Source organism: Clostridium sp. LS (assembly GCF_002760435.1).
In the GTDB taxonomy this organism is placed as follows: domain Bacteria; phylum Bacillota; class Clostridia; order Clostridiales; family Clostridiaceae; genus Clostridium.
The window spans coordinates 1-19,601 of the sequence record NZ_AUUU01000042.1; the positions used below are offsets into that span (position 1 = coordinate 1).

The 19,601-nt window shown below is 30.3% G+C and carries 14 protein-coding genes; 13 read left to right on the forward strand and 1 reads right to left on the reverse strand.

The genetic code is table 11. The annotated features are described in order from the left end of the window. The first annotated feature begins 379 nt into the window (after positions 1–379). The 9 genes from COL3_RS11145 to budA all read left to right on the forward strand — a co-directional run bounded on the left by COL3_RS11145 (position 380) and on the right by budA (position 11,335). Positions 380–1,162 (forward strand): helix-turn-helix domain-containing protein, encoded by a 783-nt coding sequence (locus COL3_RS11145; protein ID WP_008429871.1) that lies wholly within the window; start codon positions 380–382, stop codon positions 1,160–1,162. An 86-nt stretch (positions 1,163–1,248) separates the two neighbouring features. After that, on the forward strand, positions 1,249–1,995 hold the full coding sequence (locus COL3_RS11150; protein WP_008429869.1) for a MerR family transcriptional regulator: 747 nt from the start codon (positions 1,249–1,251) through the stop codon (positions 1,993–1,995). A 288-nt stretch (positions 1,996–2,283) separates the two neighbouring features. Next, entirely contained in the window at positions 2,284–3,060 is a 777-nt protein-coding gene (locus tag COL3_RS11155; RefSeq protein ID WP_035284617.1) for a class I SAM-dependent methyltransferase, read from the forward strand. Between the two features lie 243 nt (positions 3,061–3,303). Continuing rightward, positions 3,304–3,579: a CD3324 family protein gene (locus tag COL3_RS11160; protein ID WP_008429864.1), complete on the forward strand. Its 276-nt coding sequence runs from the start codon at positions 3,304–3,306 to the stop codon at positions 3,577–3,579. A gap of 406 nt (positions 3,580–3,985) precedes the next feature. Then, entirely contained in the window at positions 3,986–4,987 is a 1,002-nt protein-coding gene (locus COL3_RS11165; RefSeq protein ID WP_008429862.1) for an acyltransferase, read from the forward strand. 266 nt (positions 4,988–5,253) lie between these two features. Next, positions 5,254–6,387, forward strand: coding sequence for a deaminase domain-containing protein (locus COL3_RS11170; protein ID WP_008429859.1), 1,134 nt, complete (start codon positions 5,254–5,256; stop codon positions 6,385–6,387). A 161-nt stretch (positions 6,388–6,548) separates the two neighbouring features. Then, on the forward strand, positions 6,549–8,114 hold the full coding sequence (locus COL3_RS11175; protein ID WP_008429858.1) for an ABC-F family ATP-binding cassette domain-containing protein: 1,566 nt from the start codon (positions 6,549–6,551) through the stop codon (positions 8,112–8,114). 243 nt (positions 8,115–8,357) lie between these two features. Further along, positions 8,358–10,346 (forward strand): methyl-accepting chemotaxis protein, encoded by a 1,989-nt coding sequence (locus COL3_RS11180; RefSeq protein ID WP_008429855.1) that lies wholly within the window; start codon positions 8,358–8,360, stop codon positions 10,344–10,346. 119 nt (positions 10,347–10,465) lie between these two features. Continuing rightward, on the forward strand, positions 10,466–11,335 hold the full coding sequence (gene budA, locus COL3_RS11185) for an acetolactate decarboxylase (protein ID WP_008429853.1): 870 nt from the start codon (positions 10,466–10,468) through the stop codon (positions 11,333–11,335). 54 nt (positions 11,336–11,389) lie between these two features. Here the strand turns inward: budA and COL3_RS11190 are convergent, their stop codons facing one another. Beyond that, complete coding sequence (locus tag COL3_RS11190) at positions 11,390–11,563, reverse strand: 4Fe-4S binding protein (RefSeq protein WP_008429851.1); 174 nt, start codon at positions 11,561–11,563, stop codon at positions 11,390–11,392. 666 nt (positions 11,564–12,229) lie between these two features. Here COL3_RS11190 and COL3_RS11195 point away from each other — a divergent pair. From COL3_RS11195 to COL3_RS11210, 4 genes are all read left to right on the forward strand, one after another. Beyond that, positions 12,230–14,812 carry a family 16 glycosylhydrolase gene (locus COL3_RS11195; protein WP_008429849.1) on the forward strand — a complete coding sequence of 861 codons (2,583 nt, stop codon included), beginning with the start codon at positions 12,230–12,232 and terminating at the stop codon, positions 14,810–14,812. A 341-nt stretch (positions 14,813–15,153) separates the two neighbouring features. Beyond that, on the forward strand, positions 15,154–16,620 hold the full coding sequence (locus COL3_RS11200) for a response regulator (RefSeq protein WP_008429847.1): 1,467 nt from the start codon (positions 15,154–15,156) through the stop codon (positions 16,618–16,620). 468 nt (positions 16,621–17,088) lie between these two features. Then, positions 17,089–17,325 (forward strand): hypothetical protein, encoded by a 237-nt coding sequence (locus COL3_RS11205; RefSeq protein WP_035284614.1) that lies wholly within the window; start codon positions 17,089–17,091, stop codon positions 17,323–17,325. A 13-nt stretch (positions 17,326–17,338) separates the two neighbouring features. Beyond that, entirely contained in the window at positions 17,339–19,552 is a 2,214-nt protein-coding gene (locus COL3_RS11210) for a glycosyltransferase family 39 protein (RefSeq protein WP_008429843.1), read from the forward strand. The last annotated feature ends 49 nt before the right edge of the window (positions 19,553–19,601 follow it).

Below are 19,601 nucleotides of genomic sequence, written 5' to 3' on the forward strand. Positions count from 1 at the left end.
AAAGCCTTTGGCTTTTCAAAAATAAAATGTTTAAGAAATTACGAAGTAAAAAGTGAGAATCGAAATTTTACATTTCGTTCTTCGAACTTTCTCTTTGAGCTTCAATCTTAATCATTAATTATTCATCATTCATTACTAATAAAACGTGGCACAGCCACTTTGTTCTTTTGTAATAATATCTTTAATTTAATATATTGTGTCACTATATGAAGACAAAATAGAAGTAAGTATTAGAAAAGAAAGGAAAAAGTTATATTAATCAATCTAATTAACAAATTGAGAGTTTTATTGAGTTAAAATGGAGATAGAAAATATTAGAGAAAAGTAATATAATGAAGTTGTCCCTAGATGAGGACAAAAAGAGAGGAGTGATTAGTCTATGAATATTTGTATTATTACTTCGGAAAATAGAAGACTTTATCCAGCAGCAGTATTTAGTATTGAGGATAATGAGCATAAGCACCCAATGTCGGACATCGATGATGTATATGATTTACTATACAAAAATCAAAATATTTTAGTAATATCAGATCAATTTGATCAATATGGCAAGGAGCTTAAAATTTTCAATGGTCAATTAGGAAAATTAGATATAAAAGCTTTGTTTACTGTAAAAAGTGAAAAAAATAGTACCAATTTAAATTCAGTTATGACTTTATCAGAAGCAGCAAAAAAGTGGGGGCTAGCTGGTGGATCTACTGTTAGAAAAGCCATTGAAAGAGGAAAATTTGAACAAGATGAAGTAAAGCAGGCTGGTGATGTATGGATAACTACCTATTCTGCAATGGAAAGGGTATTTGGTCCAATAAAAAACGAAGAAGAGGCCTTTGTAATATATGATGATTTTGAATCTGTTTATTTAACTAAAGTGTATTATGAATATGCTCAGTTAGCTTTTCTTAAAGGACCAAACATTGATATGAAGGCTAAAGACCTTGAAATTAAGTATCAATATATTAAAGATATATTTATTAAAGGGCTAAATGCAATAAGAAACAATCAAAAGGTGATTATTAAGAAAAGTATAAATAACCAAATAAAACAGGTAATATGTACTGAAGATGAATACTTCTTGCATATTGAAGCATTTCGTAGTAGACGAAATTTATCTCCAGAATGGATTGATAGGCTGCTAGATGATTTAAAAGCTGTTCCTAAATAAAATACTGAGAATTTTAAGATATATTAATAATAACCTTGACTCTCACCTAAGAGGAGGTCTTATTATTATACACGAGGTGAAAAATTATGCTATACACGGTTAAAGAAGTTGCTAAATTTACAGGAGTTACTATAAAAACACTCCATCATTATCATAAAATAGGTTTGCTAATCCCATGTGAGATAAATGATGCCGGCTATCGTCTCTATGGTGAAAAGGAACTTGAACAACTCCAGCAAATATTATTCTATCGTGAGCTTGATTTTTCTCTTAAGGATATCAAAAAAGCATTGGAGGATGAACCGAATAGATTAGAGTGCTTAGTTGAGCAACAGGAATTGCTTCTTGCGCGCAGGCAGAGATTTGATTGCTTGCTAAAGACTATAAATGAATCGATCATCCTTGGTAAGAGAGGAAAAATTATGGATAAATCAGCAATGTTTCAAGGATTCAGTAAAGAGGAGTGGAACGATGCACTTTCTGAGCAGAAGAAATATATTAAAGATAAATACGGGTATAATATGCCGGAGGTACACGATTCTCAAGTAAGTAGTATGAATGAAAAAGCTATAGAAGCACAGAAGTTTATGGGTTATATAAGAGATGCTCTTAAAAATGGTTTAAAGGCCAACGATAGAAATGTACAAGAGACATTAAAAAATCATATAGAATTTTTGAATAACCATGGTCATAATATTGATGCAAAAGCATTTGCAGCTCAAACAAGGTTTTTATTGGATGATGATTTTCATAGAAGTATGCTTGAAAATCAGTTGATTGGACTTTCATACTACCTTTGTGTAGCAACAGATATGTATGCAGCTTCTAATTAGTAAATGTTGTTACTGGTATTTTTGCAGGTAATTTTAGATCTATAGTTCAAGGGCCCTTAGAATTTACTTTTAAGTTGTTGGCTGGAACAGTATTATAATATCACAATGTTTTCTTATTGGGCGGGATTTGCTGTACATAATATAAATGTGACAGCATCCTGCTTAATGGGCTCAAATTGATTTCTCTTTAATTGAACTTTATAGTATAATATTTGTTGGAATATAAATATAGCGTAGCTTGGGAGAATATAAAGCTGCAAATATAATAATAGATGGGGTACAAAAGAGATGACAATGGAATTAGAAAAATACTATAATAAATTTTGTGAGGATAAAAGATTAACAAGAAAGTATGCACAGGTTGAATTTTTAACTTCCATGAAGTATATACATGAGTATTTAGGAAATAATACGAATGCAAAAATATTAGATGTTGGTGCAGGAACAGGGAGATACTCTGTACAATTAGCAAATGAAGGATATGATGTTACTGCAGTTGAACTTGTGAAGCACAATTTAGGCGTTTTGAAGTCAAAAGGAAGCACTGTAAAAGCATATCAGGGAACAGCGCTAGATTTATCAAGATTTTCGGAAAATACTTTTGATATGACATTGGTATTTGGTCCAATGTATCATCTATATAAATTTGAGGATAAAGTAAAAGCCCTTCAAGAGGCCAAAAGAGTAACCAAGCCTGGTGGTGTTATCTTAGTAGCATATTGTATGAATGAATATAGCGTATTAACATACGGTTTTAAGGAAAATAATATTCGTGCAAGCATTGATAATGGGAAGCTTACTGATGATTTTCATGTTATATCGGAACCAGAAGATCTATATGATTACGTAAGAATTGAAGATATTAATAAGTTAAATGAGGAAGCTGAACTTCAAAGGGTGAAAATAATTGCTGCAGATGGACCAGCTAATTATATGAGACCTGTTTTAAATGCTATGGATGAAGAAACATTTCAAATCTTTCTCAATTATCATTTTTCTACCTGTGAAAGACCAGATTTATTGGGAGCAAGTGGACATACATTAGATATTTTGAGAAAGGAATAAGGTAATATTTCCTAAAAGGAAGATGGGATTAAATTGACAATAACTATTGAGATAGCATAATATAGAATTAAAAGGAAGTGAGTTTATTATGTTTTTAGCAATAGTAGTTAGCTCCATGCAAAGATTGTAAGATATGAAAAACTTTTGCTTGGAGCCAATATACAAATATTAAGTTTTTCATATTTTAGGCAAGCTTTGCATCTTCATTTAAATATCTTAAATGTCGATTGGAGCGAAGAATTTATGAAATATGAAAAAGCACAAAATATACTACCATGTGGAATAATTGAGATGATTCAAAATTATATTGATGGTGGATATATCTATATACCTAGAAAAAATGAAAACAAAAAGTCTTGGGGAGAAAATACTGAAACTAAAAGGTATCTCAAAGCACGAGATAAAGAAATTTTTGATAAGTATTCCTCAGGAGTACCTGTTAAAATTTTATCGCAGCAGTATTTTCTAACAGAAGGCAGTATTAGAAGAATAATCAGGAAACTAAAAAATTCTGAATAATATAAGGAATTGGAAGGCATATTTTTCATGGTTGATACTATGAAAAATATGCCTTAAGTGACATTTGGACCTTAAAAGTGTATAATTTGGAAGGTTCATGTTACTAAGGTTTATTACTTGTACTATTATAATATAGGTAAGGAAGAGAGAAAAAACATGCGCACATTTTAACTCAATATAATATTAATAATAGTTTCTTAAGATTTTAAAACTAATTAAATATGTCCAACATAAGAGAAATAATAGAAATGTATTTGAATCCGGAATTAATGAACAGGTAGGTTGGGGATTTTAAAAAAGTCTCACAATAGATGCATATAATCAATTATTTTAAATAAGGTATAGCGGTAGGTATATGAAATTTAAATACCTACTAGAATATAAGTAAAAGAGTGTGATTATTTATATGGAAACAAAAAATAGTGTTTATTATGGTATGGTGGATGTATTACGTTTAGTGTTTGCTATTTTAGTCATGATGATTCATACAATGGCCTTTCAGTCTGTAAATGAAAATTTACGGATAGCCACCAGTATGGGAATTTGCAGACTTGCAGTACCGTTTTTCTTTATAGTATCAGGTTACTTTTTATATAGTCGAATCCAGTCACCAAAGGAGCCTAAAGCTACATTAAAAAGATTATTAATGCTTTATGCTTCATGGGTTCTTATAGAAACTGTAGCTTTGTTTCCAGTTGTTTTAACCAGCTTAAATATGCCTATAAGAATTATTCTTCAAAGATTTTTATTTATAGGTATTACAGGAAGTCTGTGGTATATATCATCTTTAATTATTACTATTTTTATAATAGCGCCATTGCTAAAAAGAGATAAAATAGTTTTTCTACTTATAGTTGGATTTATATTATATTTATTTGGGACAAGCGGAGATACTTATAATGGGTTTTACGAAAATACAATGCTAAATCCTTTAATAAAAGGATACACTGGAATATTCTTTTTGCCCCAAATAGGTATTACTGAATCAGTTCTTTTTTTAACAATAGGTGCAGCTATAAGCAAGTATAAATTAAATGAGAAGATAAAAAATTCAGGTTTATTAAGTATAATATCAATAGTAGTATTATTAGTTGAAGCATTTTTATTAAATAAAACTGGTATTGCTAAAGATGCCAATATGTATTTATCTGCTATAATTGCTGTTCCGCTTATATTTATCTGGGCAATTAATTATAGTAAAAGTATCTCACCTAAAATCTCTAAAGCCTGTAAGGAATATAGTATAGGACTATATTGTTCACATCAAATAATAATGATTTGGATTATTATACTTTTACCAGCACTTGCTGCAAATTCAATGATTAAATTTATATGTACCTTATGTATATCTGCTTTAATAATTACTTTGATTCGAAAAACTAGATTAAAAAACATTCTTTTAAAATAAATTGATTTAATAATAAGTATTTTTAAGGCTAATAGAGTCAAAGGACGTATATTGCCTACAACGTAGAAATCCACGAAAAGATAATTTTTTCGTGGATTATGTATTAACTATGCTTTTAGATCATTTTATAGAAGCTTAGATGTAGAAGGTATATTTGACGTCGTGGATATAATAGGAGTATAAATAGATAGCAGGAGAAAACGATGATGCTAATTATAAATAAAGTATTGTTTTATACTGATGAATTCCAAAGGTAAGAGGTAAATATGAGACAAAAAAATATCACATCAAAGAATACAAAAAAAGAACGAATTAAAATTAATAATATAAATGATTTTAAGAATGCATTAAAAAGAGAAGGCTGTAATATAAACAAACTTGATGGAGAGAACTTTAAAGAAGAAATTACAAAAATTTTTGACTTAGATAAAAGTGTAACAGAGAAATTACTTACATGCATTAAAGATAGTGAGGTTACTTATAGAGCGAATGATACTCGGGATTTTGTAGATTATATTGAAAAGATGGTATTGTTGGAAGATAAACATATTGAATTATGTAAGAAAATAAATGAAGTAAAAACACTACATATAGATAGAGTTGAATATGAGCGAGAACCAAGGTTTCAAGAGAATGTTGAAGATATCCTAATTGCTATAGAGAAAATAAAAATCAATGTATGCAGAACAATAAGCGAAAAAGAAAAAATAAATCTAGAAAAGTTAGAAAAAGAATTAGATGAGGATTATCTTTACGCAAAAGATATTGAATTATTAAAAAAAATAATACTTACTAGAAAAGAAATGGTAAAAGAAAAATACAATAATGAGACTAAGATTAAAACAATATCTATAGAAATACCTAAACAGATTAATCATCAATATCTTACATCTAAAAAGGGTTCTGTAGAATATCATGAGCATTTAAACAGTAATATACCAAGAATGCAACGCTTAATAAAGAATATGAATAAATATATGAAAGTTCATGAAAAAGAAAAATCAATATTTAAAATAAATCAAAGCAACGCATTACAGGATTCTATAAACATAGCAGTAGCAGTATATGATAATAAGGAGTTTAAAGCAATAAGTGGCAGCAATAACATAAAAAATTATTGCACTTCACCACCAAAAGATGAGGCGATTTTTAAAAGTAGTAAAGTTAACAAATTGGGGAAATTAGGAATAGGATATGACAGAGTTAACGATAGTGAAAAAAAAATATTTGAAGAGATACATAAACAAATAAAAGCAAAGGTATTGAAGAATGAAGGAAACCTTATTTTATACAGTAAATGGGAACCATGCCCAAGTTGTTATTTTGTAATCAGTCAGTTTTGTGAAAAGCATCCTAATATAAAAGTACAGGTGAAATATTGTAAAAGATATGGTGAATAACGTAGTCAAAATTGACTGCAATTACTTAAATATAATGAACTATAAAAAGTAGTCTTGAATTTTTATTATATGGTTATAAACATTACAGACTTATTTATGAACTTGGCCTTCATATTACAGGATGATATTATTCATTATGAGGACGCAAGGAGATGAATAATATGAGTATTTTAACAATTGAAAACATGAGTCACTCGTTTGGGGATAGAATAGTATTTAGAAATACCTCTTTTAGATTATTAAAAGGAGAGCATATTGGCCTTGTTAGTGCCAATGGTGAGGGTAAATCCACCTTTATGAAAATTATCACAAATCAGATTTTACCAGATGAAGGCACCATTGAGTGGAATAGTAAATTTAGCATTGGATATATGGACCAACTGGTTGACTTAAAAGAAGGAATTACTGCATTTGATTTTTTAAAAGAAGCATTCATAAATTTATTTCATATAGAGAATAAAATTAATGAGTTATATAGTAAACTTGCTAATATGAATGATGAAGAAATGAATAAAGCCTTAAATAAAATTGCTAACATGCAGGAAATTTTAGAAAAGAGTGATTTTTATAGTATTAATTCAATAATACAGGCAGCTGCAGCCGGCCTTGGAATTAAGGAGCTTTTAGATAGAGAGGTTTCAGCACTAAGTGGAGGACAGAGAACTAAAGTTTTACTTGCAAAACTGCTTTTAGAGAAACCGGATATTTTATTATTAGATGAGCCAACTAACCATTTAGATGAAGAACATGTAGAATGGCTTAAAGATTATTTAATAAACTATAAAAATGCATTTATATTAATATCCCATGATAATAGTTTTTTAAATAGTGTAGCAAATGTAATATACCATCTAGAGCACAAAGTATTGACAAGATATGAAGGAAATTATGAGTATTTTGTTAAACTCTATGAAATACGAAAGGAACAGATGTTAATTGAATACAAGGAGCAGCAAAATGAAATTGCAAAGCTTGAAGATTATATAATAAAAAATAAAGCCAGAGCCTCAACTTCAAAACAAGCAAAATCAAGAGAAAAGAAACTTGATAAAATTGAAAGAATAGAAATCAAAAAAGAAATTATAAAGCCTCATTTCAATTTCAAAAGTGTAAATATGCCAGAAAGCATAATTTTTAAAGCTAGTAACTTAATTATTGGATACGACAAACCATTAAGCAAACCTCTAAATTTAATAATGAAGAGAGGACAAAAAATAGCAATAACAGGAGCTAATGGATTAGGAAAAACAACCTTGTTAAAAACCTTACTTGGACAATTAAGGCCTATAAAGGGTGATATAAAAGTAAGCAATTATAAAAAGATAGGGTATTTTGAACAGGAAATTGTTGAAGATAACACTAATTCAGTTTTATATGATGTTTGGAACACCTTTTCCAATTTAACGCAAACAGAAGTGAGAAGGGAACTAGCTAAGTGTGGACTAACAAGGCAGCATATAGATAGTCCTATAAACCTATTAAGTGGAGGAGAGCAGGCTAAAGTTAGACTATGCAAGTTGATTAATTATCCTAGTAATGTATTAGTTTTAGATGAACCGACAAATCATTTAGATATTTATGCTAAAAATGAACTTAAGCGCGCTTTAAAAGAATATGACGGCAGCATGATTATAGTAAGCCATGAACCTGAGTTTTATAAAGGTATTGCAACAGATGTATGGAATTGTGAAGATTGGAAATATTGTAATTTGAAAGTAAATAATTAAACAAAGGATACCTAGTTACAAATTTAAGTAACTAGGTATTTTCATATATTTAAAATACCACCATTTAAAGGATAATTCTGATCAAAAAACGTCCCAACAGTTTGCCATATTATATAAAACTTGGTAAAATAGATATTGACTACAATTTGTGGGCATAAGATACAATTAGTAAAGATGGAGGGAGAAGTATACTGTTGTAACTAAAATATTGTCAAAAATTATTTTTACATGGGGGGATAAAAAATGATAAAAAGCGTTGGATTCAAATTTATTTTACAAATTACAGCTCTGGTATTTTTAATTTGTATTACTCTTGGAATTATTTCTAATATCTTTGCGAGTGAGTCGATAAAAGAGGCAGTTAACTCACAGCTTAAAATTAAAACAATTGATAGCGCTAAATTAGTTACTAGTGAAATTAATAAGTATATAGCGCAAGTAGAGGACATAGCAGGGCGCCCAGATATTTCATCTATGGACTGGTCTACTCAAAAGGAAATATTAACAAGTGAAGCAAAAAGAATCGGTTTTGAAAGATTCCAAGTAGGAGATTTAAATGGAGATGTAATAAGCACAACAGGTGATAAGGCAAATGCTGCTGATAGAGATTTTTATAAAGAGGCTTTAGCTGGTACAGCAAATGTTTCTGATGTTCTCTTCGCACGTATTGATAAAAAAATGGTTCTAATTGTTAGTGCACCAATTAAAGATAAGGAAGGAAAGATCGTTGGAGTTCTATCTGCTATAAATGATGCATCTAAATTAAATGAGATAATCGCAGGCTTAGATTTAGATTATGACGGTTACGGTTTCATCATAAATAAAGCTGGTGTTAAAATGTCCCATAAAGATTACAGCTTAGTTCAAAATGCAGATAATGACTTAACTAATGTTAAAGATAAACCAGAGCTTAATGAACTAGCAAGTATTGAGCAAAAAATGATTAATGGTGAAAATGGTTCTAGCACATATAAAGAAGATGGTAAAGAGAAACTAATTACATATACTCCTATTTTAAATGAAAAATGGAGCCTGGCAATTGTACAAGATAGTGGACAAGCATTTGCCAAAATAAATGAACTAAGAAATAAAATTGTTATTCTTTCTCTATTATTCGTAGTAATTGGTGTAGCTGTAGCAAAAATAATGAGTCAAACTATTATGAAACCATTAAAACAAATAAAAAATTACTCGAAATCTTTAGAAAAGTTAGATTTAACTACATCTATTGAAGGTAAACGTAAGGATGAATTTGGAGAAGTAATTGATTCTATAAACAGCGCTTCAAGAGACTTGAAAACAATGGTAGAAAGGATTAAAAATAGCTCAAAGGTTTTAGAGGATTCTTCTAAGAATACTGAAGAAATGATAGAAAATGTTAATGATAATATAAGAGATGTTTCCGCTTCCTGCGAAGAAATTTCCGCAAGTATGCAGGAAAGTAGTAGTTACATTAAAAATGTTATGGAAAAAGCAAATGTTGCTAAGGGTGAGGCAGAGGATTTAGTTAATTCATCTAAAAACACATTGGAAAGCATAATAGAAACAAAGAAAAAATCTGAAATAATAAAGAATAATAGTATTGAACAAAAAGAAAATTCTAAACAAGTATATACAACTTCAAAAGAAAGATTAAAGAGTGCAATTGACCAAGCGAAAACTGTTAACCAAATTTCAGACATGACCAATACAATTTTAGATATTGCCGAACAGACGAATCTCCTAGCATTAAATGCTGCTATTGAAGCTGCAAGAGCAGGTGAATCTGGTAAAGGTTTTGCGGTTGTAGCAGATGAAATAAGAACATTAGCTGAGCAATCTTCAAGTACAGTAACTATGATTCAAAATATTGTAAAACAAGTATTAAGGTCAGTTGATACATTATCCACTTCGGCAGATGAGGCTCTTGAAAACATGGGTAAAGAAATTGATTATTTATTAGCTTCTGTTGTAAATATTACTGATGAATACACTAGCACTCAAGTAAGTTATGAAACATTATTTAATGAATTTGTTTCTTCATTAAATAACATTAAGACATCCATTAACTCTATTTCTGAAGAAATTAATACTATTTCAAGCACTTCTGATGATGTTGCTAAAACTTCTCATATTATAGCAGATTCTGTTGTGAGCATAGGAGAACGAAGTCAAGAAATTACAACCCTATCGGCAAATAATAGGGAAAATACTAAACTTCTTTATGAAACCGTTGAAAAATTTATTGTATAAGATAATTATATCATCTTATTAATTATAATTAATGTGAATTAATAAACAAATATGTTATAATATTGTTAAGAATAAAATAATTACCAAAATAAAATATATTTTTAAGGGGATGTAAAATAATGAGTAAAAAATTAGCGGCAATAGTAACAGGAGCATTATTATGTTCTTTTGTAGCAGGATTTAGTAGCAGTATTCCTGCAAAAGCAGAAACCTTAGCAAATGCAGTGCAGTCTGAGTCAAATAAAAATATAGGGACTCAGGATGAAAAAAAAGATAACTTATATCAGGTTTCTTTATTAAATGCTTTGATGCAGGGGGATTATGATGGTTCAGTATCTGTTGGAGAGCTTCTTAAACATGGAGATATTGGACTCGGAACATTTGATAAGCTTGATGGAGAAATGATTGTAATTAATGGTGAAGTATATAAAGCAAAGTCAGATGGAACTGTACAAAAACAGCCAAATACTGAGCTTACACCATTTGCAGCAGTAACATTTATGAATAATGATTATACTTTGAATGGCTTAGATGGAATTAAAAGTTTGGACGACCTTAAAGCAGCACTTGATAAAGCAGTAAAAGAACAAGCTGGCGATAAAAATGCATTTTACATGGTAAGAATAGATGGTGAATTTAACATGGCACATGTACGTAGTGTTCCAGAGCAGGTAAAACCTTATAGACCATTAAGTCAAGTTGCAGCTGAACAAAAAGAATATGAATATAATAACGTAAAGGGTACAATAGTTGCACTTTACTGTCCAGATTACATGGCAGGAATTAATCTTCCAACATGGCATTTTCATTTCATAACTGATCAAAGAGATAAAGGTGGCCATTTATTAGGAATAGATATTAAATCAGCAAAAGGAATTATGGATAAGATGGATAACTATAATTTAGTATTGCCATCATCAAGTACATTTGTAAACATGGAATTAGCAACTGATTTATCAAAAGAAACACAAAAAACAGAAAGTAAATAATTAATTGCAAAAAAGGAGCTGCTTAATTAGCAGTTCCTTTTTACTTATGGGAAATTATTCAGCTGAAATTGCACCAAAGCCACAAGAGCTTAGGCAAGTCCCACAATCAACACAAACACTAGCATCAATTGCGTAGCTTCCATCCTGCATGCTTATGCAAGATGTAGGACAATCACTTTTACAAGCACCACATGCTTGACATTCGTCAGAATTAATTACATATGCCATATGAACACCTCCTTAATGAATATTTCTCACAATTAAATTATCATAATATTTAGAAATGACAAATTCATAATATATACGGGTTTTAGTTATATATTAGATGTAAGTCATAATCTACAAAGAAGATTGTAAAAACGTAATAAGATCCTATTTTTATAAAAATAGAAATAAAAAAAGGTACACAATGAAAAATTTTCATTATGTACCTCTTTGCACTATATAGGCTTATTATATGCTTATATAACTTAGATGTCAATAAAACCCCTAGTTATTCTCTAATATTGGTAAGTGTTAAAATATGTTGAACACTAATGTTACTATAAATAAAATAATCAAAAATTTAATAGGAATAGATATAGGAACTCTCTTTTTAAAATTTCAATCAGAAAGTGGAATTGGAATGGACTTGAGATCATAAATTGAAATTAAATATTTAAGTAAAGCATACCTAGTTACAAATTTAAGTGACTAGGTATTTATTTGTATTTATGGTGCTAGTATTTATGAATGTTCGTAAAATCTATAGAAATTCTTTTAATCCATAAAAGTAAAAAAAAGATACTATAAATAAAATTTATATACTTTTCACCAACCTTCGTAAAAGTATACTATTAATATGTAAGATAGACGTCTATAACTATTTCATTAATAAAGATTAGGGGGAGCTCTATGGAAAAGAAATTTGGACAAAAGAGTAAAAGGATACTGTATAAAGGGATGAGTATTTTGCTGACCTTTTCTATGGTAACGGGAAGTGTTATTTTATCTCCAATATGGGGAATTCAAGTGGCTAATGCAGAGGAAGCTCAAACGTCTGAAGCACTAGTAACTAAAGGCGCTGAGGCACAAGTAACTCAAACTACTGGAGCGCAAGTAACTCTTGAAGCTCAAGCTAATACCATTTCCTCTATGAATTATTTCTCAGCAAATGATGGACCGATTATATCAAAAAGTGGAGTTAATGATGCATCTTACGGCTTTGTAATGCCTGTATTTAATAATGGTGCTTCAACTTGGGCAGATGTAAGCAGCGATTTACAAGTTAGCGTAAAGGTAAATGGTAATTGGATTAATATCGATAATGTTAGTAGTTTTGTTTACAATTCTAACTGGGGTAATTGGAGTGATGGTGGTTTTAATGGCTACTGGTTCAAAGTTTCACAGACTACAGAAATTAGACTATCATCGAAATCTAATAGTAATGTATTTCTTGATTATACATTAGAATTTACTAAGCTTTCAGAGAGTGTTATCACATCTATGAAAGCAACACAAGGGCCTAATATAACTGCAGGTGTTACAGGTGGGGCTGGCTTTACTTATCCTACTTTTAATAATGATTCATCTATAAAATATGAGCAAGTTGCAAAGGACCTTAAGCTATATATATGGTCGGATGAAAAATCACAATGGGTAGATGTTGATAATAATGCCGCAAGTGGTTGGATTTATGATAAAAACTTTGGACAATTTACAGATGGAGGCGGAGGCTTCTGGTTTACAGTTAGTAAAACAACTAAGGTAAGATTAGCTTCTAAATCTTCATCAGATGTTTATTTAGATTACGTAATTAATTATGAAGAACCAGTAAGAAGCACTTGGAAAGTTTCGGCAGATACTACTACCTATACAGCAGGAGATACAGGAGCAATTGGTATCCCATTACCTAAGATTGATGGAAGTTATCCACGATCAAGTGATTTAAATGGATTTGTATATGAGATAAAGGTAAATGATAACTGGGTAGAACTTGGAGATAGTAGTGCAAGTGGTTTTAGTTATCAAGGAAATGGATATAATAAATTATCAGATAAAAATCAATGGGGATACTGGGTAGATAGTATATATGGACTTTGGTTCCAACCTATTCAAAAAGATATGCAATTGCGTATAGGTTATCCGAAAGATGGAGTTAAAGGAGATCCAGTAGAAGATAATTATGTATATTATAATTTTATTGGTAATCCTAACGCACCAAGACCAGATGTTTCTGATCTTGGAAATATTAATCTAGGTACAACTGATAATGCTAAGATTGATGGATGGAATCTTGTTTGGGATGATGAATTTTCAGGAAGTAGCTTGGATACAAGCAAATGGGGTTATAATACTGGATATTATATGAACAGTGATCCTAGTTCTTGGGGATGGGGAAATAATGAGCAGGAATATTATACAGACAAAGAAAAGAATGTTAGTGTAAAAGATGGAAATTTGAATTTGACTGCTTATGATGAGCCTACAACATTTCCTCAAATTGATCCAAATAGAGTTGCAGAATATTCATCAGGTAAAATTACGACAAAAGATAAATTCACATTTAAGTATGGAAGAATAGATTTTCGCGCAAAACTTCCAGCAGGTACAGGTTTGTGGCCAGCGCTTTGGTTATTACCAAATGATGATACTTATGGTTCATGGGCAGCATCAGGTGAAATTGATGTAATGGAAGCAAGAGGACGTTTACCAGGAGCAACTAGTGGAACTATTCATTTTGGAGGAGCATGGCCAGCTAATACGCATCTTGGCAGTGATTATTCTTTCAGCGATGGACAAAGAATAGATACTGATTATCATGTATATAGTGCTGTATGGGAAGATGATAATATTAAATGGTACGTAGATGGAAAATGTTTCTTTAAAGCTACAAAAGACCAATGGTACTCTCTAGGTGCTAAGGGGAACGATAAGGCACCATTTGATCAAAACTTCTATATAATTATGAATCTTGCTGTAGGCGGATGGTTTGATGGAGGCCTTACACCAAATGCAGGAGAAATTCCAGCAACTATGAAAGTAGATTATGTTCGTGTATATAAAGCAGATGGCGATGTACAAGCACCAACTACTCCGGAAACATATGTAGATGTAGCTGCAGGAAAGATTCCTACTTGTTCAGGAACTGAAAATGATGTTTTCTCAATTAATAATCTAACTGATGGAAATACAGACACTAGATGGTCATCTAATTTTGCAGATGATGCATGGTTTGTTGTTGACTTAGGAGATACTTATAAGATAAATGAACTTGATTTTAATTGGGAAGCATCATATGGTAAACAATATGAAATTTTAGTATCAGAAGATGGAGTAAATTATACTAGTGCGTATAAGCAAACAAATGGAAGTGGTGGAATGGAAAAGATTTCATTTGATGCTAAAAATGCTAGATATGTAAAATTCCAAGGTATAGAAAGAGCATTACCATATGGGTATTCTTTATGGGATATGAAAGTAATGGGAACAAAATAAGGTAAGAAGAGTATAAATTAATGCCTATAGATTGATCAGATAATAATGTTCAATTTATAGGTATTTCATGCTTGACGAATATATGATTTTTTTGTAGAAAGGTTTAAGAAATAAAATTAGGAAAATATATAAACAAGCATAATAAAGTATGGTAAAATAATATGTGAGAGGAATTAGCTTTTATGTAAGGTCATATACTTTATTAGAGGACTATTATTATATGGTGATTCTCGAAACCGATTTCGAAGCAAATCGAGTGTAATGAAAACGTTGTTGAAAATAAAATTACTGAAATAATTGGTAGTCAAAAATTATAAATTACATAGAAAATAGGAGGTAAAATGAATAGATTGTTAGTGGTAGATGATGAGAAATTAGCACGACAATATATAAAAACAATGGTAGGCAGCTCTTCGATAGAAATAAATGAGATACTAGAATGTGAAAATGGGGAAGAAGCTTTAAAAATATTAAAAGAAAAAACTATTGATGTATTAATTACAGATATTTGTATGCCAAGAGTTAATGGGATTAATTTGATAAAAAAGATAAACGAAATTGGATATAATGTTAAGATAATTGTAGTAAGCAGCTTTGATAATTTTAATTATGCTGTAGAAGTTTTTAGTTATGGAGCTCGTGAGTATATATTAAAACCAATAAAGGAAGAAAAAATGAACAAAACTTTACAAAAGTTGGATTTTGAATTAACAGAGGAACGTAGACAGGAAAAATTGCTATACAAAATTAGAAATCATTATTTAAAATATTTTATTATGAATAATGATATAAAGCTTGATGAAGTTAAAGCTGTTGAAGAAAAATATGCGCATAAGGTTTTTTCAGGATATTATGTAGTATGTTGTTCAAGTTTTATTGATGAACCAGATGAAATGAAATATAAGTTTATTAATCTAAAGGAAGTTGAGGGCCATATGACTTTTATTGTGGCAGCAGATGATATTAAAGAATTATTGAATAATGAGTGGAAAGAGTACTTTGTTGGCGTTAGTAAAGAATATAAAGGAATAATAAATATTAGAACTGCATATAAAGAAGCTACGGAGGCAAGATGTGAAGTATTTGTAAAGGGCCTTCATTATTGCGTAAAGGAAAGTGAACCAAATGAACAAAAAAAATATGAAACAGTACCAGAATACTTTTCGGAACAGTTTGCTCAACTAATTGGGACTGAAAAATTAGAAAATGCTTTTATTAAATTTCAAATGATATTATTTAAAGCACATATTGGAATAATTGAACCAGAAAAAATTATAAAGCTTTTTCATAGCATTTTAGAAGAAGTTAATATTAATTTTAATAATATAATTGATTTTGATATCCAGAGCTTTTATTCGTTAAAACAACCTTTCTTATATAAAAATATAAAGGAGTACTATAATGCCTTTGAAGTAGTTATCTATAAAATAAGGGAAAGATTACAATTAGAATTTGGGGATAGTAAGAATAAAGAAAAGATAAATACAGCAGTTTACTATATTAAAGAGAATTATACAAAAAATTTAAATATGGCGGTAGTATCAAATTATATATCGATGAATTATTCACTTTTTTCTATTAATTTCAAACAATTTACAGGGGTGAATTTTGTTGATTATTTGAAGACAATTCGCATTAATAAGGCAAAACGGATGCTAGAAGAAACGGATGAAAAAATTGTTAATATAAGTAAAATGATTGGTTATGATAATTACAAGCATTTTATGAAAACATTTAAAATGATTTGTGGTGTTTCTCCATCTGAATATCGAAAAAATATTCAAATTGGAAGGGGAAGGAATCAATAAAAAGGTAACAAGTGAAATACATTTTATGAGAAGACTTCATCAAATGTATTTTCTTAATACTATTATTAATGGATATAAAATAGGTGCGGATGGTGCTTGAATACAATAGAATATATTATAAAGTATAGTGAATTTTAAAGATAATCCTTCGTTTTTAATAAGCATACCCTTAACAATACCTATAAAGAAGTATTGTTGAGGGATTTTTTTCTTTTCGTAGAGAATATTCAGTTTAATTAAATTATATAAGTTATAGTTTATAAAAACCATGTTAAAGTTATCTTCAACGTGGTTTCTTTGTTGCAAAAAGAAAATGTTAATCTATTAAGGGAACGTACAGGTTAATATATTAAATTATATATATCAAATAGATTAAACAAATTTAAGATACCCTTGGGTAATCATAAGACAGAGTTTTGTGTGCAAAGTTTAAGATTTGATTTAAGATTAATGGTTGGGGTGATAACAATGAATAATAAATTAGTTTTTAATAAAAATGAATTAATGGATTTTACAATGATGATGGGAGTTAATATGATGATGTTTGGCGTAATTTTGGGATTTATTAGTGTAATGGGACAATATATTGAAAGGATTTTTAATGAAAGCAAGGAAAAGCCAGTTAATATAATTGGCATTATAAGAAATTGCACTAGGACTAGTAAAAGATATAAAGTTTTTAATTTAGAGCTAAAGACTTATTAGAGGAGGAATAGTTGTGAAGAAATTAAAGTTGACTAAAGAAAATATATGTATAGCATTAATTTTATTATTATCTGCAATATTAAATTTTGCAAACATAGGAATTGACGGGTATGGAAATTCTTATTATGCAGCTGGTGTAAAAAGTATGACATTGAGCCTTAAGAACTTCTTTTTTGTATCCTTTGATCCTGGAAGTTTTGTAACCATTGATAAGCCTCCAATGGGATTCTGGATACAAGCTATATTTGCTAAAATATTTGGGTTTAGCGGATGGAGTATACTTTTGCCACAAGCATTAGCAGGGGTAGTTTCAGTTTACCTTATATATTATCTTGTAAGAAAATCTTTTGGAAGTGCAGCTGGACTTATTTCAGCCGTGTGTCTTGCAATAACTCCTGTATTTGTAGCCGCAAGCAGGAATAATACTATAGATAATTTACTAGTTGTAACATTACTATTTGCTTGCATTGCTCTTACTAAAGCAGCGGAAGCAGGAAAAGCCAGATATCTTTATTTAAGCTTACTATTAGTAGGCATAGGATTTAATATAAAAATGTTAGAAGCATATATGATTGGACCAGCTATTTATATAACATATCTCTTTTCTACTAATATATCATTAAAAAAGAGACTTGGTCATCTTGTAATAGGGTCAGTTATTTTATTAGCAGTATCTTTATCATGGGCAGTAGTTGTAGATTTGGTACCAGCTCAAAATAGACCTTATGTAGGAAGCAGTACCAATAACAGTGAATTAGAATTAATAATCGGACATAATGGTTTAGAAAGACTTGGTCTTAGTGGTAACTCAGGTGGAGGACCAGGTGGTAGAAGCAGTGCTGGTAACACTGATAAGCAGTTCTCTCAAGCTGCTCCTGATGGAAATGATCAAGGAGGGTCAAACGGTGATCCAAATATTAATCAACAAGGAGGAATGTCTGGTGGCGGTCCAAATGGAAATGGAGGAGGGCTAGGTGCACCATCTGATGGAACAGGCCAAGGAGATGGAAATAGTCAAAATCACGATAATATGCAGCCACCTAATGGAGGAATGAGGGATGGCGGAGGACCAGGAGGTCAAGGCGGCCTTCAAGGTACATTTGGGGCCCAAGTAAGTGCAGGTCTTTCAAGATTATTCGTTAAAAGTAGTTTATCAGATCAAATAGTTTGGTTTCTGCCACTTGCATTATTAGGTTTTATAGCAGGTGCAATAAAAGAAAAATTAAGATTTAAATTAGATAATAATAGGAAAGCTTCACTAGTATTATGGATTGTATGGCTGGTTCCTGAGTTCATATACTTTAGTTATACAACTGGATTATTCCATCCGTATTATTTAACAATGATGGCGCCTCCAGCAGCAGCTTTATCAGGAATTGGAATTACTACAATGTGGGAATTCTATAAGGAAGGGAAATGGAAAGCATGGCTTTTACCAATAGTCTTTGCTGTAGAAGGCTTAACTCACATGATGATGTTATCTTACTTTACAAGTAGTTTATCAATTACTGTAAGAAATATAATTTTAGCTTCATTGATAATATGTTTTATAGTATCAGTAGTACTAGGCATTCTAAATATATTAACGGTGATTAAGAGAAAAGATGCAATAGATTCAAGTGATATAAAATTAAAGAAAGCATTAACAATAGCTGCCACTATATCTATTTTAGTAACACCGTTTATTGGCGCAAGTGCAGCAATAACTCATAGTGTAAATAGTAGTATTCCTACTGCTGGATTGGAACTCCTTTCAAATAATCAGGGAGGAGGCTTTGGATTCGGAGGTGAAGGACTTAATAGTGGAAATTCAAAATTAGTTGATTTCTTAAAAAGTAATAGAACAACAGAGAAATATTTGCTTGTAGTGCCTTCATCACAAAATGCAGACAGCATTATAATTCAAACGGGTGAACCAGTAATGGCTCTTGGCGGTTTCACAAATGATAATATATTAACTTTAGATCAGTTCAAAGAAATGGTTAAGAACGGAGAAGTTAGATATGTACTCACAGGAGGAATGGGAAGAGGCGGAAGCAGTGAAATTATGAATTGGGTTACTGAAAATGGCACATTAGTTCCGGAAAGTGAATATAAAGACACTTCAACAAGTAACGGGGATAATGACCAAAGCTCAAATTCAAGAAAACAAAATGCAGGAGGATTTGGAGGAAATAACTCTGGACAACTTTATGACTTAAAGGCTGCAGAAGATACTTTAAAGTAGAACCATAAATCAAATTAAGTAATTTTACTAATATCATATTTAGGATTGG